26 protein-coding genes are annotated in these 24,643 nt (G+C 37.0%); 7 read left to right on the forward strand and 19 right to left on the reverse strand.

Annotated features, from left to right (window positions below):
* Positions 1-37: 37 nt before the first annotated feature.
* Positions 38-1,003, forward strand: coding sequence for a DMT family transporter (locus ACUXVC_RS22620; RefSeq protein ID WP_095690169.1), 966 nt, complete (start codon positions 38-40; stop codon positions 1,001-1,003).
* A gap of 143 nt (positions 1,004-1,146) precedes the next feature.
* A complete protein-coding gene (locus tag ACUXVC_RS22625) occupies positions 1,147-1,812 on the forward strand; it encodes an aquaporin (protein ID WP_095690168.1) in 666 nt (221 codons plus the stop codon).
* Between the two features lie 59 nt (positions 1,813-1,871).
* On the opposite strand, the gene ACUXVC_RS22630 is transcribed toward ACUXVC_RS22625, so the two are convergent.
* From ACUXVC_RS22630 to ACUXVC_RS22640, 3 genes are all read right to left on the reverse strand, one after another.
* A complete protein-coding gene (locus ACUXVC_RS22630; protein ID WP_000512998.1) occupies positions 1,872-2,303 on the reverse strand; it encodes an Rrf2 family transcriptional regulator in 432 nt (143 codons plus the stop codon).
* Between the two features lie 118 nt (positions 2,304-2,421).
* Positions 2,422-3,648 (reverse strand): ABC transporter permease, encoded by a 1,227-nt coding sequence (locus ACUXVC_RS22635; RefSeq protein WP_023523128.1) that lies wholly within the window; start codon positions 3,646-3,648, stop codon positions 2,422-2,424.
* 2 nt (positions 3,649-3,650) lie between these two features.
* The gene (locus ACUXVC_RS22640; protein ID WP_000058130.1) at positions 3,651-4,535 is read right to left on the reverse strand and encodes an ABC transporter ATP-binding protein; all 885 of its coding nucleotides are present in this window, start codon (positions 4,533-4,535) and stop codon (positions 3,651-3,653) included.
* Between the two features lie 343 nt (positions 4,536-4,878).
* Between ACUXVC_RS22640 and ACUXVC_RS22645 the strand changes: the two genes are divergently transcribed.
* The gene (locus tag ACUXVC_RS22645; protein WP_144465095.1) at positions 4,879-5,706 is read left to right on the forward strand and encodes a 5'-nucleotidase, lipoprotein e(P4) family; all 828 of its coding nucleotides are present in this window, start codon (positions 4,879-4,881) and stop codon (positions 5,704-5,706) included.
* A 24-nt stretch (positions 5,707-5,730) separates the two neighbouring features.
* On the opposite strand, the gene motB is transcribed toward ACUXVC_RS22645, so the two are convergent.
* On the reverse strand, positions 5,731-6,519 hold the full coding sequence (gene motB, locus ACUXVC_RS22650; protein ID WP_001256741.1) for a flagellar motor protein MotB: 789 nt from the start codon (positions 6,517-6,519) through the stop codon (positions 5,731-5,733).
* Positions 6,509-7,303 (reverse strand): flagellar motor stator protein MotA, encoded by a 795-nt coding sequence (gene motA / locus ACUXVC_RS22655; protein WP_000344862.1) that lies wholly within the window; start codon positions 7,301-7,303, stop codon positions 6,509-6,511. The genes motB and motA overlap by 11 nt, the downstream gene beginning before the upstream one ends.
* Before the next feature lie 266 nt (positions 7,304-7,569).
* Between motA and ACUXVC_RS22660 the strand changes: the two genes are divergently transcribed.
* Entirely contained in the window at positions 7,570-8,349 is a 780-nt protein-coding gene (locus ACUXVC_RS22660) for a M15 family metallopeptidase (RefSeq protein ID WP_144465096.1), read from the forward strand.
* A 36-nt stretch (positions 8,350-8,385) separates the two neighbouring features.
* On the opposite strand, the gene ACUXVC_RS22665 is transcribed toward ACUXVC_RS22660, so the two are convergent.
* From ACUXVC_RS22665 to sdhC, 4 genes are all read right to left on the reverse strand, one after another.
* The gene (locus ACUXVC_RS22665) at positions 8,386-8,832 is read right to left on the reverse strand and encodes an acyl-CoA thioesterase (protein WP_144465097.1); all 447 of its coding nucleotides are present in this window, start codon (positions 8,830-8,832) and stop codon (positions 8,386-8,388) included.
* A 90-nt stretch (positions 8,833-8,922) separates the two neighbouring features.
* Complete coding sequence (gene sdhB / locus ACUXVC_RS22670) at positions 8,923-9,684, reverse strand: succinate dehydrogenase iron-sulfur subunit (protein WP_001291830.1); 762 nt, start codon at positions 9,682-9,684, stop codon at positions 8,923-8,925.
* Complete coding sequence (sdhA, locus tag ACUXVC_RS22675) at positions 9,677-11,470, reverse strand: succinate dehydrogenase flavoprotein subunit (protein WP_000676743.1); 1,794 nt, start codon at positions 11,468-11,470, stop codon at positions 9,677-9,679. Before sdhA ends, sdhB begins: the two co-directional genes overlap by 8 nt.
* 13 nt (positions 11,471-11,483) lie before the next feature.
* The gene (sdhC, locus tag ACUXVC_RS22680) at positions 11,484-12,110 is read right to left on the reverse strand and encodes a succinate dehydrogenase cytochrome B558 (protein WP_000678354.1); all 627 of its coding nucleotides are present in this window, start codon (positions 12,108-12,110) and stop codon (positions 11,484-11,486) included.
* 299 nt (positions 12,111-12,409) lie between these two features.
* On the opposite strand from sdhC, the gene ACUXVC_RS22685 reads away from it, so the two are divergent.
* Positions 12,410-12,859 carry a YslB family protein gene (locus ACUXVC_RS22685; RefSeq protein WP_000042214.1) on the forward strand — a complete coding sequence of 150 codons (450 nt, stop codon included), beginning with the start codon at positions 12,410-12,412 and terminating at the stop codon, positions 12,857-12,859.
* Between the two features lie 115 nt (positions 12,860-12,974).
* On the opposite strand, the gene uvrC is transcribed toward ACUXVC_RS22685, so the two are convergent.
* From uvrC to ACUXVC_RS22725, 8 genes are all read right to left on the reverse strand, one after another.
* A complete protein-coding gene (gene uvrC, locus ACUXVC_RS22690) occupies positions 12,975-14,759 on the reverse strand; it encodes an excinuclease ABC subunit C (RefSeq protein WP_000544300.1) in 1,785 nt (594 codons plus the stop codon).
* Between the two features lie 149 nt (positions 14,760-14,908).
* On the reverse strand, positions 14,909-15,223 hold the full coding sequence (gene trxA, locus ACUXVC_RS22695; RefSeq protein ID WP_001018944.1) for a thioredoxin: 315 nt from the start codon (positions 15,221-15,223) through the stop codon (positions 14,909-14,911).
* 211 nt (positions 15,224-15,434) lie between these two features.
* Positions 15,435-16,412: an electron transfer flavoprotein subunit alpha gene (gene etfA, locus ACUXVC_RS22700; RefSeq protein WP_000101946.1), complete on the reverse strand. Its 978-nt coding sequence runs from the start codon at positions 16,410-16,412 to the stop codon at positions 15,435-15,437.
* A 36-nt stretch (positions 16,413-16,448) separates the two neighbouring features.
* On the reverse strand, positions 16,449-17,222 hold the full coding sequence (etfB, locus tag ACUXVC_RS22705) for an electron transfer flavoprotein subunit beta (protein ID WP_001029028.1): 774 nt from the start codon (positions 17,220-17,222) through the stop codon (positions 16,449-16,451).
* 78 nt (positions 17,223-17,300) lie between these two features.
* Positions 17,301-18,077, reverse strand: coding sequence for an enoyl-CoA hydratase (locus tag ACUXVC_RS22710; RefSeq protein ID WP_000911291.1), 777 nt, complete (start codon positions 18,075-18,077; stop codon positions 17,301-17,303).
* 11 nt (positions 18,078-18,088) lie between these two features.
* Positions 18,089-18,676: a TetR/AcrR family transcriptional regulator gene (locus tag ACUXVC_RS22715; protein ID WP_000742223.1), complete on the reverse strand. Its 588-nt coding sequence runs from the start codon at positions 18,674-18,676 to the stop codon at positions 18,089-18,091.
* Positions 18,677-18,782: 106 nt separating this feature from the next.
* On the reverse strand, positions 18,783-20,468 hold the full coding sequence (locus ACUXVC_RS22720; protein WP_000414744.1) for a long-chain-fatty-acid--CoA ligase: 1,686 nt from the start codon (positions 20,466-20,468) through the stop codon (positions 18,783-18,785).
* A gap of 189 nt (positions 20,469-20,657) precedes the next feature.
* The gene (locus ACUXVC_RS22725; protein WP_446025838.1) at positions 20,658-22,118 is read right to left on the reverse strand and encodes a BclA C-terminal domain-containing protein; all 1,461 of its coding nucleotides are present in this window, start codon (positions 22,116-22,118) and stop codon (positions 20,658-20,660) included.
* 312 nt (positions 22,119-22,430) lie between these two features.
* Between ACUXVC_RS22725 and ACUXVC_RS22730 the strand changes: the two genes are divergently transcribed.
* Entirely contained in the window at positions 22,431-22,628 is a 198-nt protein-coding gene (locus ACUXVC_RS22730; RefSeq protein WP_089171814.1) for a hypothetical protein, read from the forward strand.
* Between the two features lie 65 nt (positions 22,629-22,693).
* Here ACUXVC_RS22730 and ACUXVC_RS22735 read toward each other — a convergent pair whose 3' ends face one another.
* Both ACUXVC_RS22735 and ACUXVC_RS22740 read right to left on the reverse strand, forming a co-directional pair.
* The gene (locus ACUXVC_RS22735; protein WP_144465100.1) at positions 22,694-23,362 is read right to left on the reverse strand and encodes a septation ring formation regulator EzrA; all 669 of its coding nucleotides are present in this window, start codon (positions 23,360-23,362) and stop codon (positions 22,694-22,696) included.
* The gene (locus ACUXVC_RS22740; RefSeq protein WP_206702468.1) at positions 23,355-23,858 is read right to left on the reverse strand and encodes a sigma-70 family RNA polymerase sigma factor; all 504 of its coding nucleotides are present in this window, start codon (positions 23,856-23,858) and stop codon (positions 23,355-23,357) included. The genes ACUXVC_RS22735 and ACUXVC_RS22740 overlap by 8 nt, the downstream gene beginning before the upstream one ends.
* Positions 23,859-24,093: 235 nt before the next feature.
* Between ACUXVC_RS22740 and ACUXVC_RS22745 the strand changes: the two genes are divergently transcribed.
* A complete protein-coding gene (locus ACUXVC_RS22745; protein WP_000284950.1) occupies positions 24,094-24,597 on the forward strand; it encodes a DinB family protein in 504 nt (167 codons plus the stop codon).
* Positions 24,598-24,643 lie beyond the last annotated feature (46 nt).

A 24,643-nucleotide genomic window follows, 5' to 3' on the forward strand; every position in this document is an offset into this window, starting at 1 on the left:
ACATAATTATTTATTTTCGAAAGGAGTGCTATACTTCATGCGCGCAATTTTATTAGGTCTTTTATCATCGGCCTTTTTTTCTGCAACCTTTATTATTAATAGAGCAATGAATGTATCTGGAACGAGCTGGGCTTGGACAGCTTCCTTCCGTTTTTTATTTGCTCTCCCTATTTTATTCCTTATCGTTTTATTTCGCAAAAACTTTAGGGGATTATGGAAAGAGTTAAAAAAATATCCATTAGCGTGGATCGGATGGGGTTCTGTTGCCGGTATTGGTTTTTATTCTTTATTAAGTTTCGCAGCTGTCTTTTCTCCAGCTTGGCTCGTTGCTGGAACTTGGCAAGTTACGATTTTAGCTGGTTTACTACTATCACCACTATTTTTTGTGAAAATAGAAACAAAATCAGGTACGAAACTTGTACGTGGAAAAATTCCACTTCGTAGCTTATATGTTGCTTTATTTATTTTACTTGGTGTAATTTGTATGCAAGCAACTGCCGCAGGCCATATTACAATGACTCAGTTCATTTCAGGTTTTTTACCTGTCGTATTAGCCGCTTTCTTATATCCGTTCGGTAACCGAAAAATGATGGAGCTTGTTGGCGGACGCCTTGATACGTTCCAACGTGTATTAGGAATGGCAATTGGAAGTCTTCCTATAACAATTTTGCTTGGTGTATACGGATTTTCTACTACGGGTATTCCAACATCTAGCCAAATGCTTCAAGGATTTTTGTTAGCATTATGTTCCGGCGTTATTGCAACGATGACATTTTTCTTTGCTACTGACTTAGCAAAAGATAACCTGGCTTTACTTGGAGCTGTTGAAGCAACACAAGCTGGAACAATGGTCTTTACCGTACTTGGAGAAATTGTTTTCTTGAATGGTTCGTTTCCTGGCGGGCTTTCCCTACTTGGAATGATTATTATTATGTTAGGAATGGTTGCAAATAGTATTTTAAACCGATCTATTCCAGCCGTTAAACAGAAAAAATCAGCATAAAAAAAGAGTATGGTTCTATAGAGATGAACCATACTCTTTTTTATTGTCCCCCTATTTTGCCTTATCAGAATAGTATTTCATTGGCTGTTTATACTAAAACGTATGTTATAATACGTTTCATGCGCATTAATAGGAGGTAAATTATGTTAAAAAAAGCAATCGCTGAATTTATTGGTACCTTTGTACTTGTATTATTCGGAACTGGAGTAGCTGTCACTGGCGGCGGAATCGAAGGAATTGGAACATTAGGAATCGCTATGGCTTTCGGCTTATCTATTGTAGCTATGGCATATAGCATCGGAACAATTTCTGGATGTCACATTAACCCAGCAGTATCAGTAGCTATGTTCATCAACAAACGCATGAACGCTATGGAACTTTGTTATTATGTATTAGCTCAAATTTTAGGTGGTTTATTAGGAACTGCAACGTTAGTAACAATTTTAAAATCTGCTAAAACACCTTTAGATAATTTAGGACAAAATGGTTTCGGAACTCTTAGTTTATCTGGAGCATTTTTAGTTGAGTTCATTTTAACTTTCGTATTTATTTTAGTTATCGTCGCTGTAACAGGTAAAAAAGGAAGTTCTTCTTTAGCTGGACTAGTAATTGGTTTCACATTAGTTTTAATCCACTTATTAGGAATTCCGTTAACTGGAACATCTGTTAACCCAGCTCGTAGTATCGCACCAGCTTTATTTGTTGGTGGAGAAGCACTTTCTCAACTATGGGTATTCATCGTAGCACCAATTCTTGGTGGTATCTTCGCAGCTATCGTAGGTAAATTCATTTTAAATACTGAAAAATAGAATTTTCAATATTTCTGAATAAAAAAAAGCGAGCCCTCATTATGAGGAAGCTCGCTTTTTTATTCTTTCATTTTAGACTTTAAATTTGTAACTAATTGATCTACCGTTACATTTGCAAGCACGTTTTCCATCGCTTCTTGCGCTTGCATTAAAATAATTTCTAATACTGATTGAATATTAGCTCCTACTGGACATTCAATGTTGGGATTTTCATGGAAGGAAAATAGCTGTCCTTCTTCTACAACTTCCACTGCTTTATATACATCAAGTAATGTAATTTCTTCTAAATCTCGAGCAAGTGTCGTACCACCTTTACCAGCTTGTACATCAACAAGTCCTGCTCTCTTCAACATTCCTGTAATGCGACGAATCACAACTGGATTTGTATTCACACTACCGGCAATCCATTCAGAGGTACAGCGAGAGTTTCGATCTATCGCAAGTAATGTCAGCATATGAACACCTACTGTAAAACGACTACTAATCCCCATCTGCACACCCTCCTTTTTATTCATTCTATTAAAAGACGACTCTTATTATTATATACTATTTTTAATTTATACATAAAGAAAAAGCATGATTTCAATAGGAAATCATGCTTTTCTCTCATTATTGACGCTTTATAAATTTCGCTAAATCTTTAAATTTCACTTTATCTGAGTAATTCATTACGCCATTTACGTAAATGCGGCTTGTAACAGCATTTAATATCGCAATTGTCGCCAATAAGACTGCTAATGTTATCGTAATTTCTAGCATACCTGCTTCACCAGCTACAATACGTGAGAAGGTAACCATCGGTGTAAAAAATGGAACGTAAGAACTTACAACAACGATAGTACTATTCGGATCACTTAATGATTTAATACTAATGAAGAATGCAGCCATAATTAAAATCATTATCGGGAAAGATACAGCTTGTAAATCCTCCGTCTTAGACACGACAGCTCCAGCAGCAGCATACATCATTGCATAAAGTAAATATCCCGTAATGAAATAAACAAGAAACATGCTTACAACCTTTGCATCTAATTTCGTAAAGTCAATTGGAATACCCAATAGTGAGGCACTTTCTAAATCGACCCAACCTAACAAATATGGAATAAGATAACCACACGCCAATATGACAAGTTGCAATAAAGCCGTTGAAACAACCGCTAAAATTTTCGCATACATCATCGTAAGAGGTTTCACTTTCGGAAGCATTACTTCCATTACACGTGACGCCTTCTCAGATGCAATATTCATTGCGATTGTATTTCCGAACGCTACAATAAACATATATAAAGCAAATGTAAAGAAATAGGCAATTCCGAAAGAAGATGTACGATCTTTTATCGCTTCTTGCTTTACTTGAATTTCTGTTTGTAATTGCTGTGCAATTTCTGGTGAAACATTATTTTTGGCAATTGTCACCATCGTATATTGTTGCTTTAAATATCCTGCCATAATTGCAGAAGTTGCTTGGCTTGGAAATCCATTATACATATATGTAATCGATGGAGCCCCACCCTTTTCCGTCACATGGAATAGACCATCTAAATCGCCTTCTTCTACTTGCTTATGCAGTTTATCAAAATCATCCTTTGAACCAAGTGTTATTTTTGCTGATGGCAATAGCTTATTTAGCTCATCTTTTTGTACTTTATATGTGGAACTCTCTACTACAACTGCAATTTTATCTTTATCCTTATTTTTATCATCGCCTGAAGTAAAATGATTAAATGCAAAAATCCCAAACACAACTAAAAATAAAATGGCACTCGTAATTAATGATTTTTTAGATAAAAATGCTTCCCTAAAATAAAATGAAAATACGTGAGAAAATTTACGCATCGTTATTTCGCCCTCTCTACAAAGATTTCATTTAACGTCGGCTCTAACATTTTGAATTGTCGTAAGCTAACACCTTGCTCTTGCAACTGTTGCAAAATCTTGAGAGCTTCCGCATCGTCTTGTACTTTCACATAAAGAAGGCCTTGTTGTTTTTCATACGATACATGTATAGCCTCTAATCCCTTTTCATTCTCTACTGTATCTTCAATCGTTAAATTACGGAAACCGTATTCTTTCTTAATATCACTTAGCTGTCCTTTTACGACTGCTTCACCTTTTTTCAAAATACATACATGTTGGCAAAAAGCCTCTACTTGTTCCATACGATGACTTGATAAAATAATCGTCTTTCCGCTCTGTACTTGTTCTTCAATAATACTAGCTAACATCCCGGCGTTAACTGGATCAAGGCCGCTGAATGGTTCATCTAAAATGAGAAGTTCCGGATTATGAAGAAGAGCAGCAATTAATTGGATTTTTTGCTGATTCCCTTTTGAAAGCTCTCCAGCCGTTTTAAATTTATATTCTGGTATCGCTAAACGCTCTAACCAATGATCAATAGCTTGATCTACTTCTTTCTTCGACATTCCTTCTAATCTACCAAAATATCGCAACTGATCTATTACTCTACTTTTTGTATATAAACCTCTTTCTTCTGGTAAATACCCAATTGTTACGCCACTATCCCCAAATGCTTTTCCATCCCACGTAATCGTACCTTCATTAGGCGTTAATAATCCGAGAAGCATTTTGATTGTTGTTGTTTTCCCTGCACCATTTCGTCCAAGTAATCCTAGTACTTCACCTTTTGGTAACGAAATTTGCAAACCGTTAACTGCTTTTGATTCCCCAAATTGTTTCGTTAAGTTTTGAATTTGTAAACTCAAAGTATAAAGCCTCCCCTTTAGTATCATTCGTACTCTCTTTCAAAGACTATGTTTATTCAAGAAAAAATATAGCACTACACTTCATCCTCTTATATGTAAACACCGTCATTAATCCATCATTTGTTCTATTTAGTTAAAATTGTAAATAATAAAACTCTTTTTGTCAATTATAATTGTCATTACGACAATAAAACTTGTCAAAATAACTATTATTATTTTGCTCATCTTTCTAATATAGGACATACTACTATATATACAAAAGACAATATGCAAATGTTCATATAAAAATATTATATTTTAATATATAATATAAAATGATTTTCTAACATCAAGGAGGGTACATATGAAGATGAAGAGGGGCATTACCACTCTATTATCTGTAGCGGTTCTATCTACATCACTTGTAGCATGTTCAGGAACACCAGAGAAAACAGTGGCGAAAGAAGAGAAAGTAAAATTAACAGAACAGCAATTAATGGCTAATTTATGGTATCAAACAGCTGGCGAAACGAAAGCACTTTACTACCAAGGGTACAATATCGGTCAATTAAAGCTTGATGCAGTTCTTGCAAAAGGGACAGAGAAAAAACCTGCTATCGTACTTGATTTAGACGAAACTGTTTTAGATAACAGTCCTCATCAAGCAATGAGCGTAAAAACAGGCAAAGGCTATCCTTACAAATGGGATGATTGGATTAATAAAGCTGAGGCTGAAGCCCTTCCAGGCGCAATTGATTTCTTAAAATATACAGAGTCTAAAGGTGTAGATATTTACTACATCTCAAATCGTAAAACGAACCAATTAGATGCAACAATTAAAAATCTTGAGCGTGTAGGTGCTCCTCAAGCAACGAAAGAACATATATTACTACAAGATCCGAAAGAAAAAGGAAAAGAAAAACGCCGTGAACTCGTTTCTCAAACCCATGATATTGTCTTATTCTTCGGTGATAACTTATCTGATTTCACAGGTTTTGATGGAAAATCTGTAAAAGATCGTAACCAAACAGTAGAAGATTCAAAAGCACAATTTGGTGAGAAATTCATTATTTTCCCGAATCCAATGTATGGCGATTGGGAAGGCGCTTTATATGATTATGATTTCAAAAAATCAGATGCAGAAAAAGATAAAATCCGTCGCGACAACTTAAAATCATTTGAAGTAAAATAAAGAGGATGGCATTCGCCATCCTCTTTATTTTACTTTCTCTGTTAAAGGCAAGATAAACACTTCCACACGTCTATTCTTTGCCTTTCCTTCTTGTGTATCGTTTGGAGCAATTGAACGGTATTCTCCGTATCCAATCGCGCTAAATTTTTCTGGTTGTAATTCTTTATTTTGCAGTAATACTTGCATAAAATTAACTGCCCGCTGCGTACTTAACTCCCAATTCGACGCAAACTGCGCATTGGCAATAGGGACATTATCCGTATGACCCGATACTGTAATTTCACGAGGTGACGCTGAAACAAGTAAGCTAGACATCTCTTTCGCAATCCCTAAAGATTCTAATTTCACATCTGCTTTCCCCGAATCAAACAGTATATTTTCTAATATTGTCACCATTAATCCCTTTTCAGTTAATTTAGTTTGAAAAGAAGAGGATAATTGTTTTTCATTAATATATTGATCAATCTTTTTTTGTAATGCTTTCAATTCATCCATCTCTTTTTTTTCTTTAGCTCTAGCTTCTTCTTGTTTTTTTGCTTGTTCTGCCTCAAGGCTACTTGCTGATAATTCTTTTTCCTCATTTGGCTTTTGATCACTTAAAAATTCTTTGTTACCTGTTCCCCCAGCTAATTCACTTCGAAAAGCAACTGCCATCTGTTTAAACTTCGCAGCATCTATACTACTCATTGCGAATAAAACGATAAACAATGCAAATAACAACGTTAACATATCAGAATATGGAATTAACCACGTTTCATCGATATGCTCATCATGTTTTTTCTTTTTGCCTCTTCTATTTTTCTTACTCCGCATTTTTTTCTGCTCCTTTTTCTAGCTTTTTACGCTCAGTTGCAGAAAGTGCACCTAAAATGCGGTTCTTCATAATAAACGGATATGTACCTTCTTGTAACATTAATAAACAATCAATGATTAAACGTTTTTTCTCAATTTCAGCTGAAGATTTTTGCTTTAACTTATTTGCAAATGGATGCCATAATACATAACCTGAAAAAATACCAAAAATCGTTGCAATAAACGCACCCGAAATAGCATGACCTAACTTTTCAATATCAGTTAAGTTACCAAGCGCAGCTACAAGACCGATAACAGCACCTAAAACTCCTAATGTCGGTGCATACGTACCAGCTTGTGAAAAAATAGCAGCTCCCTTTGCATGTCTTTCTTCAATTGCCTCTAATTCAGATTCCAAAATCTGCTCTAAATCTTCTGCGGATACGCCATCAATCACAAATTTCATACCGCGCAAAAGAAATTCATCTTGAATTTTGTCTAATTGTTGCTCTAAAGACAAAATACCGTATTTTCTACTTTCAGATGTCCAATGAACAAATAATTCTAGCAACTGTTCATAACTTAAATCCTTTTTATTTGAACCAAAAAGAACTTTAAATAGTTTTGGAACCCTTTTTAGTTGATTCATCGGAAATGCAATACATACTGCAGCAAATGTACCGATAAAAATAATTAATGCTGCGGCAGGATTTAATAAGGCTGTTACGTCAGCGCCCTTGACGACCATCCCTACTACCACTGCTAAAAATCCTAAAACAAGTCCAATAATTGTTGCAAAATCCATTCCCATTCACTCCTAGTCTATACAAGAAGTTCTTTATTCTCGATAATCGCTACATCTTCTTATGTATATATATTACATAAAAAATGCAATTCATGAAAGATAAGAAATGAATTATATAAAAAAATACTACAAATTCACACATTTTCTGACATTTTCTTTGCATTTCTATTACGTTATGACTCTTATATTCCTTTTCCAACAAACTAGACTTATAATAAAAAAACGATACACATTTTATTAAGAAGGGACTGTGATTACAAGGCATTATGAAAAAGATAATAATTATTTCTGCCACTACTATTGTAATCGGTATCACATCTTTCACTTACTTTGGTTCTAAATCACCACTACATAATGAAGCGAAAGCTGTCGAAAGTCAAAAACATACTAACCACCCAAAAGAAGAGATTCCTGCTTTTCCAAAAGCTGATCATAATGCAAAGAAAATAGACAATGACTTTTCAGTTGTAACAAATCCAAAATCTAATCTTGTCTTAATTAATAAACATCGAAAACTACCAGATGGATACATTCCTGAAGACTTAACGAGACCAAACGTACCATTTGCTAGTCCAAAAGATAAAGAAAAAACATTGCTACGCAAAGATGCTGCGGAGGCACTTGAAAACATGTTCAAAGCTGCGAAAAAAGAAGGGCTTGATCTTACAGCTGTATCTGGTTATCGTTCATACAAACGCCAAAAATCGTTGCATGATACATACGTTAGGCGTCAAGGAAAAGCTGAGGCTAATTCAGTAAGCGCAATTCCTGGTACGAGTGAACACCAAACGGGTTTAGCAATGGATATTAGTTCAAAAACAGCTAAATTTCAATTAGAGCCTATTTTCGGGGAGACAGCAGAAGGAAAATGGGTCGCGGAACACGCTCATGAATTCGGCTTTGTCATTCGTTACTTAGAAGATAAAACAGATACAACAGAATATGCATATGAACCATGGCACTTACGCTACGTTGGTAATCCATACGCTACATACCTATATAAACATCACTTAACATTAGAAGAAGCGATGGAAGGCAAAAAATAAGAGAGCAAATTGCTCTCTTATTTTTCTTTCACTCTATCATTGTAGTAATTTCTTCTTCCATTCTTCAGGCCATGGTTCGCCTCTTCCTGTTTTTTTCGACGCTTGAACCATCATTCCACGACCTACTAAACAAACCTCTCCTTCTGCATTCTTCACCATATAATGTAGATCTAAAGAAGAGTTCCCAACCGATCCTGCCTTTACATACACCTTCAACTGTTCATCAAAATATATTTGCTTAATAAAATTACATTGTAAATCCGCAACAACGATCATCGTTTCTGATGATGCATGTGTCCACTCTTGCATAAATCCAAGTTCTTTAAACAACGCGATACGAGCTTCTTCAAAATAAGTAAAAGCAACGACATTATTTACATGTCCAAACATATCTACTTCACCAAAACGAACCTTTACAGGATTGTAAAATGAAAAACCACTTTCCCATTTCTCGAAGTCTTCAATATAAGAAAGTCTCTTCAACGCTATCTCCCCTTCCTACCAAAAAAAACAGAATAAACTGAAAAATACAGTTATAAATATTGCCCCTTCAAGATGAAGAGGCAATATTTATTAATAGTTATTATCGCTACCAAAGAAATCTTTGAACGATTGAATTGTTGTATCACGGTTTAATGCCGCAATTGAAGTTGTTAAAGGAATACCCTTCGGACATGATTGCACACAGTTTTGAGAGTTACCACAGTTTGCTAGTCCTCCATCTCCCATAATTGCACGTAAGCGATCTGCTTTATGCATTTCACCCGTTGGATGTGAGTTGAATAAACGAGCTTGTGATAACGGCGCTGGTCCAATAAAGTCAGACTTACTGTTTACGTTTGGACATGATTCTAAGCAAACACCACATGTCATACATTTTGAAAGCTCATAAGCCCATTGACGCTTTTTCTCAGGCATTCTTGGTCCTGGACCTAAGTCATACGTACCATCAATTGGAATCCAAGCTTTAACGCGTTTTAGAGCATTAAACATGCGACTGCGGTCAACTTGTAAATCACGTACAACTGGGAATGTCTTCATCGGCTTTAAGCGAATTGGCTGTTCTAATTGGTCAATAAGAGCCGTACATGATTGACGTGGCTTTCCGTTAATAACCATCGAACATGCACCGCATACTTCCTCTAAGCAGTTCATATCCCATGCGATCGGAGTTGTTTGGTTTCCTTTTGAATCAACAGGATTACGACGAATTTCCATAAGCGCCGAAATAATATTCATATTAGGACGATATGGAATTTCAAACTCTTGGTCAAACTCTTGTGCATCTGGTCCATCTTGTCTCGTAATGATGAGGCGGATTGTTTTCTCAGACATGTTGTTTATCCCCCTTCTCTTCACCCTTAGCAGCTACATCATGTTTTGAAGAATAATCACGTTTACGTGGTTTAATTAATGAAACATCAACGTCTTCGTAATGGAATGCTGGTGCATTTCCTTCTCCTTCAAATTTTGCCATAGTAGTTTTTAAGAAGTTTGCATCATCACGATTTGGGAATTCAGGTTTGTAATGCGCCCCGCGGCTCTCATTACGGTTATATGCGCCAATTGTAATAACACGTGCTAACTCAAACATATTTGCAAGTTGACGTGTAAATGAAGCACCTTGGTTACTCCATCTCGCTGTATCGTTAATGTTAATACGTTTGTAACGATCCATTAACTCTTCAATTTTCGCATCTGTTTCTAATAACTTTTTATTTTCACGAACTACTGTAACGTTATCTGTCATCCATTCTCCAAGCTCTTTATGAAGAACATATGCATTTTCATTACCATCCATCGTTAAAATATTGTTAAATTTCTCTGTTTCGATTAATTCATTTTGCTCATATACAGTAGATGAAACAGCATCTGATGATTTAGAAAGACCTTTCATATATTCAATTGCGTTTGGCCCTGCTACCATACCACCGTAAATTGCTGATAATAGTGAGTTTGCACCAAGGCGGTTACCACCGTGCATAGAATAATCACACTCACCTGCTGCAAATAAACCTGGAATACTCGTCATTTGCTTATAGTCAACCCATAGTCCACCCATTGAATAGTGAACAGCTGGGAAGATTTTCATTGGTAGTTTACGAGGATCATCCCCTGTAAATTTCTCATAGATTTCAATAATTCCACCAAGTTTAATATCTAGTTCTTTCGGATCTTTATGAGAAAGATCTAAGTACACCATGTTTTCACCGTTAATACCTAGTTTTTGCTCTACGCAAACATCAAAGATTTCACGCGTTGCGATATCACGAGGTACAAGGTTTCCGTAAGCCGGATATTTTTCTTCTAAGAAGTACCATGGTTTACCATCTTTATATGTCCAAACACGTCCACCTTCACCACGTGCAGATTCACTCATAAGACGTAATTTATCGTCTCCAGGAATTGCCGTTGGGTGAATTTGAATGAACTCACCATTTGCATAATATGCACCTTGTTGATATACAGCAGAAGCTGCTGTACCTGTATTAATAATGGAGTTTGTTGATTTTCCGAAAATGATACCAGGGCCCCCTGTTGCCATAATCACGGCATCAGCTCCGAAACTTTTAATCTCCATAGTTTGTAAGTCTTGTGCAACGATTCCTCGGCACACACCTTCATCATCAACAACAGCTCGTAAGAAATCCCAGCCTTCATATTTCGTTACAAGTCCTGCTACTTCGTGACGACGTACTTGCTCATCTAATGCGTAAAGTAATTGCTGTCCAGTTGTTGCACCAGCAAATGCTGTACGGTGATGTTGCGTTCCACCAAATCGACGGAAATCAAGAAGTCCTTCTTCCGTACGGTTGAACATAACACCCATACGGTCCATTAAATGAATGATACCAGGTGCTGCTTCACACATTGCTTTAACTGGTGGTTGGTTCGCTAAGAAGTCCCCACCATAAATTGTATCGTCAAAGTGGATCCATGGAGAATCCCCTTCACCTTTCGTATTTACGGCACCGTTAATTCCGCCCTGAGCACATACAGAATGTGAACGTTTTACTGGTACTAAAGAAAACAGTTCAACATTTACTCCTGCTTCTGCCGCTTTAATCGTTGCCATTAAGCCAGCCAAGCCACCGCCGACTACTATAAGTTTCCCTTTCATGCTCTCCCACTCCTTACTGATTTGCTAGCTGTGGATCGATGAACGCTAATAATGCACTCACACCTACATAAGATAGACCTAAGAAAATAGCTAATGTTACATAAGTAGAGATTCTTTGTGAACGTGGAGATACTGTAATTCCCCAGCTGATGCAGAATGTCCATAGTCCATTTGCAAAGTGGAAAATTGTTGAAACAACACCAACTAAGTAGAATGCAAACATAGCTGGATTGTTTAAAATATCTGCCATCATATCATAGTTTACCTCTTTACCTAACATTGCTTGAATACGAGTTTCCCAGACGTGCCAAGAAATGAAAATCAGCGTAACGATACCTGAAATTCTTTGGAAAACGAACATCCAGTTACGGAAATAACCGTAAGAAACCGCATTGTTCTTAGCTGTAAATGCAATATATAAGCCATATATAGCATGGTACAGTATCGGTAAAAAGATGATGAAAATTTCTAGCGCATACCGGAATGGAAGGAGCTCCATAAAGCCTGCAGCTTTGTTAAAAGCCTCTGCTCCTCTTGTTGCAAAGTTGTTTACAATTAGATGTTGCGTCAAAAAGACACCAACCGGGATGACCCCCATTAATGAGTGCCACTTACGAAACGTATACTCGCGGCCTTTCATGTCCCCATTACCCCCTTGAATGTTTGACTGCTGTTTTCAGATTAATTTATAACAATAATGTTTTTTCACTATTGGCATAAGAAAAACTGAAAAAATTATTCGAAATATTTCAGCATAATTTGATAACAAGTTCATTTTACCCCTATTTTTGTCGAAGCGTCAAGAAAACGTATACATAATTTGCATATAATTTGGCAATTCTTTTTTTCTTCTTAGATATTCAGATTTCCCTAAAGAAAAATCTGTTTTTATAAATGAAAAATGTTATATAATAATCCCTATAGAAAGAGGGGAATATTGTGAGTAAAAATACAATCGATATAACATCTTTAGAAGATGTTTCATTGAACGCCTTCGCTTATGAATTGCTACGTGAAGAATTACTACCTGATTTAATCGGCAACGATTTAGATGGTATTTTATACTGGTCTGGTAGAAACCTTGCAAGAAAATATCCGCTAGAAACAATTGAAGAAGTCATTCAGTTCTTTGAAAAAGCTGGCTGGGGCACTTTAAGCATTATTGAACATAAGCGTCGTGAAATGCAGTTCCAACTTAAAGGCACACTCATTGCAGAACGTCAAAAACAAAAACGACATTCTTCTTATCAACTAGAAGCTGGATTCATCGCTGAACAAATTCAAAAGCAACGGAACGTCGTTGCAGAGTCATACGAAGAAAAGAAAAAACGTTCTGACTCTATTACATTTCTTGTAAAATGGGATATAAAAGATCTCATTGAAGTGTAAGCATTACCTACAGTCAACTAGACATATCAGTTTAGTTGACTTTTTTGTATTTTCATTCAGATGCATTTATTTTAAATCTTCAGAAATTATACCAAAAAACAGAAGACGTTGTAAACTACAACGTCTTCTTATCTGTTAAATACGTATAAATCGTCTCCGCGACATTTTTCGGCATACCCGCTTCGACAAATTCCTCTATAGAAGCTTCTTTCATCTTCTTTAATGAACCAAAATGTTTTAACAATACCTTTTTCCGTTTATCACCTATTCCTGGAATGTCATCCAATGCTGATTGAATGACAGATTTCCCATGTAATTGACGATGGAATGTAATCGCAAATCGATGCACCTCATCTTGAATACGCTGCAATAAATAAAATTCTTGGCTATTTCTCTCAAGCATCACAGGTTCCGGTGGGTCCCCAATAATTAAATGGGAGGTTTTATGTTTATCATCTTTCACAAGACCTGCCATCGGAATATATAATCCGAGCTCATTCTCTAGAATATCACTTGCAGCCGCTAGATGGCCTTTTCCTCCATCAATAATAATCAAATCAGGTAAAGGTGAATTTTCTTTAAGGGCCCTTGTATAACGGCGCCTCACAACTTCTCTCATAGACTCATAATCGTCTGGTCCTTGAACCGTTTTAATTTTATATTTTCGATACTCTTTCTTCGCCGGTTTCCCATCGATAAAAGCAATCATTGCAGAAACAGGATTTGTTCCTTGAATATTTGAGTTATCAAACGCTTCAATACGATACGGCGTTTCAATCCCAAGCTGCTTCCCTAAATGATCTACTGCTTTAATCGTTCGTTCTTCATCACGTTCAATTAAGTAAAACTTCTCTTCAAGAGCAATTTTCGCGTTTTTATTTGCTAATTCTACAAGGTCTTTTTTCTTACCACGTTTCGGCTGTGTCGCTTCTACTTCTAAAAAGCGCTCTACTAATTCCGAGTCTATACTTCCTGGAACGACAATTTCCTTAGGCTTAAAATGACTACTGTTTTCATAAAATTGGCCGATAAACGTTAAAAAGCCCTCTTCTGGTTCATCGTAAATTGGAAACATAGAAACATCACGTTCAATTAGCTTTCCTTTTCGAACGAAGAAAACTTGAACACACATCCATCCTTTATCCACTGCATATCCAAACACATCACGATCGACTAAGTCACTCATAATCATCTTTTGTTTTTCCATAATCGCATCAATATGAGCAATTTGATCACGCAACTCTTTTGCACGTTCAAACTCTAGTTTCTCTGAGGCCTCATACATTTTTACTTCTAATTCTGAACGAACTTCTTTATGTCCACCATTTAAAAACTTAATAATTTCATCTACAATTTCTTTATTTTGTTCTTCCGTCACTTCTTTCACACACGGCGCTAAGCATTGACCCATATGATAATACAAACAAACTTTATCTGGCATATTCGTACATTTCCGCAGTGGATACATACGATCTAGCAATTTTTTCGTTTCATGAGCAGATTGTGCATTTGGATAAGGACCAAAATACTTTCCTTTATCCTTTTTTACATTTCGAGTAATGAGTAAGCGCGGTTGCTTCTCCGCCGTAATTTTAATAAAAGGATATGTTTTATCATCTTTTAATTGAATATTATATTTCGGATCATATTTTTTAATTAGATTTAACTCTAAAATAAGTGCTTCTAAATTCGAAGAGGTTACAATATATTCAAAATCAACAATTTCTCCTACAAGCCGCAGTGTTTTCCCATCATGTGAACCAGTAAAGTACGAGCGCACACGATTTTTAAGCACTTTTGCCTTTCCAACATATATAACCGTTCCTTGCTTATCTTTCATCAAATAACAACCAGGTTGATCTGGTAAAATAGCCAACTTCTCTTTCAAATGTTCGTGCACTCGTCTCCCTCCATTTCTACATACTTAGCATTTTTATTTTCCCTTGAAAACATACTATGCTCAAACACCCAACATACGTTCTTTTATTGTAACGGAAAGACTGTAAAAAAGAAAATAAAAAAAGCTACCAACTGGTAGCTTTTTTTATTTTAGAAATGTTTAGAAACTAATTCTACTAACGCTTCTTTCGGTTTGTAACCTAACGTTTGATCAACTACTTTACCGTCTTTTAATACGAAAAGAGCTGGAATGCTCATTACTTCGAATTGACGAGCAGTTTCTTGGTTCTCATCAACATCTACTTTTACTACTTTTACTTTTTCGCCTAGTTCTGCATCGATCTCCTCTAATACAGGAGCGATCATTTTACAAGGTCCACACCAAGGTGCCCAGAAATCTAATAATACAACACCTTCGCTAGTTTCAGCTGCGAAGCTTTGGTCATTTGCGTTTACAATTGCCATTTTATTTCCTCCTTCAAGTATATTCTACCAAGAGTATATCATTAACTTATATACGTGGCGAATAATATGTATCGTTATGTATTGTAACAAAAAAATGTTCCTTTATACTATATAAAAATATGGATTAAATACTAAAAAGATGAGAGACAGGGGATCTCTCACCTTTTTCTATATATAGGGGTACTTCACTTGGAACTCAAGGGTACTTAAATCATGAATGTACTTTTAACTTTTTAAACTCTTCTGTTAAAAGAGGTACAACTTCGAACAAGTCACCAACAATACCGTAGTCAGCTACTTTGAAGATACTTGCTTCTGGATCTTTATTAATCGCAACGATTATTTTTGAGTTAGACATACCTGCTAAATGCTGAATCGCACCAGAAATACCACATGCAATGTATAAGTCTGGCGTAACAACTTTACCAGTTTGACCAATTTGTAATGAGTACTCACAGTATTCAGCGTCACAAGCACCACGAGATGCCCCAACAGCGCCGCCTAGTACGTCAGCTAACTCTTTTAATGGTTTAAATCCTTCTTCACTCTTCACACCGCGTCCGCCAGCGATAATAACTTTCGCTTCAGAAAGATCCACACCTTCTGCTGTTTTACGGACAACATCTTGAATAATTGTACGTAAATCTTTCACATCAACTGTAATAGAAGATACGTCACCGCTGCGAGACTCATCTTTTTCCAGAGTTGCAATGTTATTTGGACGCACTGTCGCAAATAAGATGCCGTCTGTTACAATCTTCTTCTCGAATGCTTTACCAGAGTAAATTGGACGAGTGAAGATAACATTTCCACCTTCAACCTCTAAAGCAGTTACGTCAGAAACTAAACCAGCTTCAAGCTTCGCTGCTAATTTTGGTGATAAATCTTTACCAAGTGCCGTATGTCCAAAGACAATACCTTCTGGATTTTCTTCAGCATGTACAGCTAAAAACGCTTGTGCATAACCATCAGATGTATATGATTTTAATTTATCATTTTCAACTGTCACAACGCGATCTGCACCGTAATGAATCAATTCATTTGCAAAAGAGGCAACGCTGTCTCCAATTAGAAGACCTACTACTTCACCGCCTTCTGCAATTGTTTTTGCTGCTGCTACCGCTTCAAACGAAACGTTACGTAGCGATCCATCACGAACTTCACCCATTACTAATACTTTACGAGCCATAGATTTTCCCTCCTGCATATATAATTTCGTATTTTATTAGATTACTTTCGCTTCTGTATGGAGCAACGATACAAGTTCTTTTACTTGATCTTGCAGCTCGCCTTGTAACACTTTTCCTGCATCTTTCTTAGGAGGCAAATAGATTTCAATTGTTTTTGTCTTTGCTTCCACATCATCTTCTTCTAAATCTAAATCATCTAATTCTAATTCTTCTAGTGGCTTTTTCTTCGCTTTCATAATACCTGGAAGCGATGGGTAACGAGGTTCATTTAAACCTTGCTGTGCTGTTACTAAAACTGGTAATGAAGTTGCAATCACTTCTGTATCACCTTCAACATCACGCTCAATCTTCACATTTGTACCGTCAATTTCAAGTTTTGTAATTGTCGTTACATATGGAATATTTAACGCTTCAGCTACGCGTGGCCCTACTTGTCCAGATGCACCATCAATTGCAACGTTTCCGCCTAAAATTAAATCTGCATCTTTATCTTTTAAATACTCAGCAAGTACTTTTGCTGTCGTGAACTGGTCACCATTTTCTACATCATCTTCAATATTAATTAATACCGCTTTATCACAGCCCATTGCTAATGCAGTACGAAGTTCTTTCTCACTATCTTCGCCACCGACTGTTACAACTGTAACTTCTCCACCTTGTGCGTCTCTTACTTGAATTGCTTCTTCAATTGCATATTCATCGTAAGGGTTGATGATGAATTCCGCTTCGCCATCGTAAATTGCACCGTTTTTAATTACGATTTTTTCTTCTGTATCAAATGTTCGTTTCATGAGTACGTAGATGTTCATTCCATTTACCCCCTTGTTTTTCAGAAAGATTCTATCAATTTTAATTTTCTGTTAATTTATATTAAAAAAATAATTGAACTACCTGCCACTAAATGAAGGTTTACGCTTTTCTAAAAATGCGGCTACACCTTCTCTTCCATCTTCACTCGTAAATACTTCACCAAAAATTTGTGATTCACGTTGTACACCTTCATAGTAATGAGACGATTTTGTCGTTTGCAATAACTCTAGTACAGCACGAGTTGTTGCTGGACTTTTTCCAGCAATTTGTTTTGCAACTTTAAGCGTATCATCTAAAAATGATTCTTCAGAGAACAATCCGTTAACAAGTCCCCACTTTAATGCTTCTGCACCAGTAATTGGTGTACTTGTTAACATCATTTCACAAGCTTTCGCTTTCCCAACATAACGTGGTAAGCGCTGTGTACCTGCAAAGCCAGGAATTAATCCAAGTGTTAATTCAGGTAAACCAAGTTTTGCACTTTCAGTTGCAAAGCGCATGTGGCAAGACATAGCAAACTCAAGGCCGCCGCCCAGTGCCGCTCCATGAATTGCCGCAATAACTGGTTTTGAACATTTTTCAACACGCTCAAACGTAACTTGTCCAAGCTGTGCTAATTCTGTTGCTTGCTTCGCTTCAGTAACAGATGTAAATTCTTTAATATCTGCTCCTGCTGAGAAGAAACGTCCTTCACCGTGAATAACAACAACACGAATGTTATCATCCTTTTCCACTTGATCAATTAATTCAGTAACGTCATGCATAACTTGTGAAGACATCGCATTCGCTGGTGCGTGATTTAACGTCGCCACCGCGATATGATCTTCAACTCTTACAGATAGGAATTTCAACATGATCCCTCCCATTATTGACGATAACCACAAGCTGCAATAAGTAGCCCGTGTACCGTTTTTGAAAGTGCGACCAGATCATACTTATGATCGCTCATTACCCAATTGGTCACAACTTCATCTACTGTTCCAAAAATCATTTGTCTTGCCACGCGAACATTTAAATCTGCTTGAAATTCACCTTGTTTTATACCAGTCTCTAAAATCTCATCCATAACTTGTAAGTAGCCTTTTAATACTTCATTTATTTTAAGGCGCAAGTCTTGATTGGACTGCCTTAGCTCTAATTGCGTAACGATAGCAAGCGGATCATTTTGCGACAACAGCAAGAAGTGCGTTTCTACCAACATGAATAACTTCGATACAGCGCTTTCAATTCCTGCTGTTTTTTGACGAATTGTTTCGACAAATTCTCCCATCTTCTCTTGGAATAAGGATATTAATATATCTTCTTTATTTTTAAAATATAAATAAATCGTGCCATCAGCTACCCCAGCTTGCTTTGCGATTTTAGAAACTTGCGCTTGGTGGTACCCATTCTCCGCAATCACAATGACTGCCGCATCAATAATTTGATTGTATTTCGGTCTATTTTTCTTCACTTTACTGTCCCCTTCAAGAAGATGACTGAATGAATAGTCATTCATATTCTTATAATACTGACTATTTAGAAAAGTGTCAATCCTATTTTTTCAAAAAGAAAGGGCCTTAGCCCGTTTGCTCATCCTCATTCTTTCTCTTCTCTTCATCTATTAGAACACGGCGCAAAATTTTCCCTACTGTCGTTTTCGGCAATTCATCTCTAAACTCATATACTTTCGGAACTTTATAAGCCGCTAAATATTTACGTGCAAACTGATTTAATTCTTCCTCAGAGCATTCCGTACCTTCTTTTAACACAACAAATGCTTTAACTGTCTCTCCTCGGTACGGATCTGGAACTCCAATTGTCACTACTTCTTGCACTTTTTCATGCTCATATAATACTTCTTCAACTTCACGAGGATACACATTAAATCCACTCGCGACAATCATATCTTTCTTGCGATCTTTTACATAGAAGAATCCATCTTCATCCATGTAGCCAACATCACCTGTATGGAGCCAGCCATCTTGCAATACAGCCGCTGTTTCCTCTGGCTTATTCCAATATCCTTTCATAATTTGAGGGCCTTTCACTACAATTTCACCTATTTCTCCTGGCGGTAATGCCTCACCAGTTTCAAGCGACATAATGATTGCTTCTGTATCTGGCCACGGAACTCCGATGCTACCTGGCACTCGCTTTTCCCATAAAAAATTACTATGTGTAACCGGAGAGGATTCTGTTAAACCATATCCCTCTACTAGTTTACCACCTGTAACTTTTTCGAACTTTTCCTGTACTTCTACTGGCAGTGGTGCTGATCCACTAATACAAGCACGAATAGAAGAAATATCGTATTCTTTTAAAAGCGGACTATTTAAAAGAGCGATATAAATAGTTGGTGCCCCTGGAAACAATGTCACTTTATGCTTCTTAATCGCTTCAAAAACCATTTTCATATCAAACTTTGGAATAAGGACCATTTTGTATCCTTGCATAATACTTAAATTCATAACAGCTGTCATACCATAAACATGGAAAAATGGAAGAACCCCAAGAACAACTTCTTCTCCTTCTTTGCAATTATATAACCATTGAACTCCCATTAACGTGTTAGAGACGAGGTTTTTATGCGTTAACATAACTCCTTTCGGAAATCCGGTTGTTCCTCCTGTGTACTGTAAAAGAGCTAGATCATTTTCAGGATCACAAGGCACCTCAACATTCGTATTCACTTCTTTTTCTACTGAATTCCAAAGATGAATCGTTTCACTCTCTGATACTTTCACAACTAAATTCGACTGTTTTTTCTGCACAAATGGATACAATAGATTTTTAGGGAATGGTAAAAAGTCTGCAATACGAGTTACGATAATATGCTCAATTTTTGTAGCAGATTGAACATTCGTTACTCTTGGAAACACTAAATCGAGACAAAGAATTACTTTTGCTCCCGAGTCATGGAGCTGATATTCTAATTCCCTTTCTGTATACAGTGGATTGGTTTGTACTACGATACCTCCCGCAAGTAATGTACCGTAATAACCAATTACAGCTTGCGGACAATTCGGCAACATAATAGCAACTCGATCACCCTTTTCCACACCGAGCTTTTGAAGATAATTTGCAAACCGCTTCACCTTATCATGGAAGTCCGAAAACGTAATATCCTTCCCTAAAAAGTGAAGCGCTTTCTTTTCTGGGTAGCGAGAAGCCATCTGTTCTACATATCTATGAAGCGGCTGAATATCATAAGAAATCGTACTCGGAATTTCCTCTGGATAACTTTTCAACCATGGTTTTTCCACCTTCATTCCCCCTTCAAATACATAAAAAATAAATGAATGTTCATTCATGATGGTTATTTTCATTATATTACAGTCACCATAGCGTTACAATCATAATATTCTGACTTTTGTATAACTATGCTTTACTTCATTAACTTCTTATTATATGTAGAAACTCTCTTAATCTTAAAAGAGTAAGAGAGTTTGTCATTAACTTAATCTTATAATTGTTAATACCGCTCCTGGGGTAGTTGTTGATAATGTCGCAACAGCTAACAAACCAAATAATTGCAAGCTAATAGCATCTCCTGCTGCAAGAGTTGTAATAATTGTTGCACTAAATGATGTGGTTGCTACCGCAGGAGCATTGATCGTCCCAGCAAGTGCCCCTCCATTAATTGTAATCCGTGAACTGACTAATAATGAAGCCGTTATATTAATTGTATATGAAATATAATAATTACCAGCATTTGCAACCGTAAATACTGTGTTTCCACCAGAAACAGTAATTCCTGGACCGATGTTTTGATTATTTGGAAGCGGGACATTCGTTCCACCAAGAACTACCGATATCGCTGTTCCCGACGTATTATTTGCAAATGCATATGTCGCCGTGATACTTGTACCTGTAGCCCCGGTTGCCCCCGTTGAGCCTGTTGCTCCTGTCAGACCTGTTGAACCCGTCGTTCCCGTTGGACCTGTTGAGCCTGTTGCTCCCGTTGGGCCTGTCACTCCTGTTGGACCCGTTGCTCCTGTTATTCCTGTCGCTCCCGTTGGACCTGTTGAACCCGTCGCTCCCGTTGGACCTGTTGGGCCTGTTGCTCCCGTTGGACCTGTTGAACCCGTCGCTCCCGTCGGACCTGTTGAACCTGTTGCTCCCGTTGGACCCGTTGCTCCTGTTATTCCTGTCGCTCCCGTTGGACCTGTTGAACCCGTTGCTCCCGTCGGACCTGTTGAGCCCGTTATTCCTGTCGCTCCCGTTGGACCTGTTGAGCCTGTCGCTCCTGTTGGGCCTGTTGAGCCTGTCGCTCCCGTTGAGCCCGTCGGACCTGTTGAACCTGTCGCTCCTGTTGAACCTGTCGCTCCTGTTGAACCTGTCGCTCCTGTTGCTCCCGTCGCCCCCGTTGGACCTGTTGAACCTGTTATTCCTGTTGCTCCCGTCGGACCTGTTGAACCCGTTGATCCTGTTGAACCCGTTGAGCCCGTCGGACCTGTTGAACCCGTTGATCCTGTTGAACCCGTTGCTCCCGTCGGACCTGTTGAGCCCGTCGGACCTGTTGCTCCCGTCGCCCCCGTTGGACCTGTTGAACCCGTTGATCCTGTTGAACCCGTTGAGCCCGTCGGACCTGTTGAACCCGTTGATCCTGTTGAACCCGTTGCTCCCGTCGGACCTGTTGAGCCTGTTGAACCTGTCGCTCCCGTTGGACCTGTTGAACCTGTCGCTCCCGTTGAACCTGTTGCTCCCGTTGAACCTGTTGCTCCCGTCGCTCCCGTTGGGCCTGTTGCTCCCGTCGGACCTGTTGAGCCTGTTGAACCTGTCGCTCCCGTCGGACCTGTTGGACCAAGCTTAGGAACTGTCCCATCACAACTAAAACAACACGAATCAACATGTACACCATTTCGATTATTACAACTACAATATCCATTTGTATTATTGAGCCATGAAGACATGTTGATCCCTTCCTTCAAATTCAATCTTATAAGTACAAGTAAGAAATTAAAAAACATTTATCAAATTAGACCGAAAGCTCTATTCAGTGGAGATAAATATAGATTTATCCCATACATTCTAATAATTATTACATGCGATACTATCTCCTTTTGCTTGTACTTTCGCCTCTCTGGTTAAATGAAATTCCTTTTCTAAATTCTTCATACACATATGGATTTTAATCTTACATAAAAACATCCGTATAATTCGTTATTTTTCATCAAAATTTTAAAAATATAATTACGAATAAAAAACTTATTTTGGGACAGAAGATGAAGAAAATTCTTAGTATTTTCATGGTTGTTCTTCGATTCCCTGTTGAATGTGGACAGCAAAAAGAGGAGAAAATGGTAACTACGACAGACGATAAAAAGCAAGCTATAACAATTAAACATACTGAATGGGAAATAAAATTAAATAAACCAGCGAAAAAGTTGCTGTACTTGGAGCGCCTTATTTCTTATGGTTGATAAGGAAGAGTAGGAAGAAAGTTAATTAAAAGACGGCTTCATATATGTGAAGCCGTCTTTTCCTATTATGGCATAAAATTAACATAGGCTTTGTACATAATATATATAACAAGTGAATACATGATTATATTGAACACACTTCGTTTTAAAGTTAACTTTCTCTTTAATTTCCTATCTTGTAATCTCAATTCTATTCCATTCGCTATTTTCAACCTACCTACTATTTGAAATAACTCTCTGTAATCATCAGCATTTCCCAATAATACGTATTCGTTATCATTTTTATACTTTATATGCAGAAACTCACTTCCACCTTTACGGTCTAATATTGTTTTCATATAAGCTACTTCATTCAATACACATACTTTTAAATCAACTTCATTATAATAACGATCCATAAAAAACACATACAACCGTTTATTTGTAACGATTAACACATTATTAATACCGAAGTTCATTGCAAGAACGCCTATCCCTAATGTCATGGCTGTGCCTGTCTGCCAATTTTTCACACGATGATTTTCGGCAAGCATACTATATAAAATCTCTTCGCTTCCCTGTAACTCTTCTTGTACAACCTCATAACAACGTTTCATTAAAATTGTTTTTGTTACAACTTCTTTTGTACGATCTATTTTCTTTTTATCTATTTTCTCATCATTTCTATAATCATCTACACAATTATCGCTATACTGTAAGTTATTTAATTCCTGAAGTAACTTTTCTTTATTCATTCCTTTTCCCCCCCAGCAGCTTCTTCAATTTCTTTCTCCCTCTTGAAAGCCTACTATATACCGTATCTCGTGTCATACCGAATTCAAGCGCTATTTCTTGTACGCTATATTCATCTAAATACCTTTTTATAAAAATTTTCTTATCTTCTTCATTCAATTCTTTAATTAAAACGTAAAAATTATAATCTCGCTCTTCTTTTGTTAAATTGACATTTTTTCTATCTTCATATATTTCTTGCTGAAACTCTTGTAATTGATAAGACTTATTACTTTTTCGTTTATAATCAATGGCCTTAAACCTAGCGACAGATATAAGCCAGTTTCTAAACTTCCCACGATTTTCATCATAACTACTAATGTTGTACCAAACGATTAATAAAATATCGTCAACACATTCATCCACTAACACCTTACTCTGTGCAGTATCTAAAATACTATGAACTACCTTATAAATTAAATCTCCATATCGATCAATTGCTGTATGTAATGCTAACATATCTTGTTTCCGAAGACCTTCTACTATTTCTATATCCTTCACCCTTATCACCACTCTTTATCCTATTCTTTATTCATTATATATACGAATGAGCACATTCGTTTCCTGACACTTTTACAAATATTTTCTAATTGTTTTCATATTGTAGCAATGCTTAATTAATTATTTCTTGTGGAACAGGGATTATATTATCTCTCACGAATTTAATCTATGAACAAAAATAGGAGGGATAACTATGTACCAAACTATTGACGGCTTCTTGCAATCATGGACATACGAAGCAGAGTCTACTCAGAAAATGCTTGACTCATTAACCGATGCATCTTTATCACAGGAAATTGCACCTGAACATTGGACGTTAGGTAGAGTTGCTTGGCACATCGTGACGGCAATTCCTGTTATACTATCTGGCACAGGGCTAAAGTTTGAAGGAGAATCGAAAGATTATCCTGTTCCAACTTCTGCAAAAACAATTGCAGATGAATACCGTAAAGTAAACGCGGCTTTTGTTGAAACACTTCAAAGTAAATGGACTGATAAAGACTTAGCTACTATTAATGACTTCTTTGGTCGCCCTATGCCGAATTCTATATTTTTAATGACACTCATTAATCATCAAAATCACCACCGCGGACAAATGACGGTTTTAATGCGACAAGCTGGCTTAACAGTTCCTGGCGTATATGGCCCCGCAAAAGAAGAATGGGCTGCGGCTGGAATGGAAGCTCCTAAAATGTAACGACAAAAAAGACAAGATGTTTACATATCTTGTCTTTTTCTGTAAC

The sequence above is a fragment of the Bacillus sp. N6 genome, from assembly GCF_052805735.1.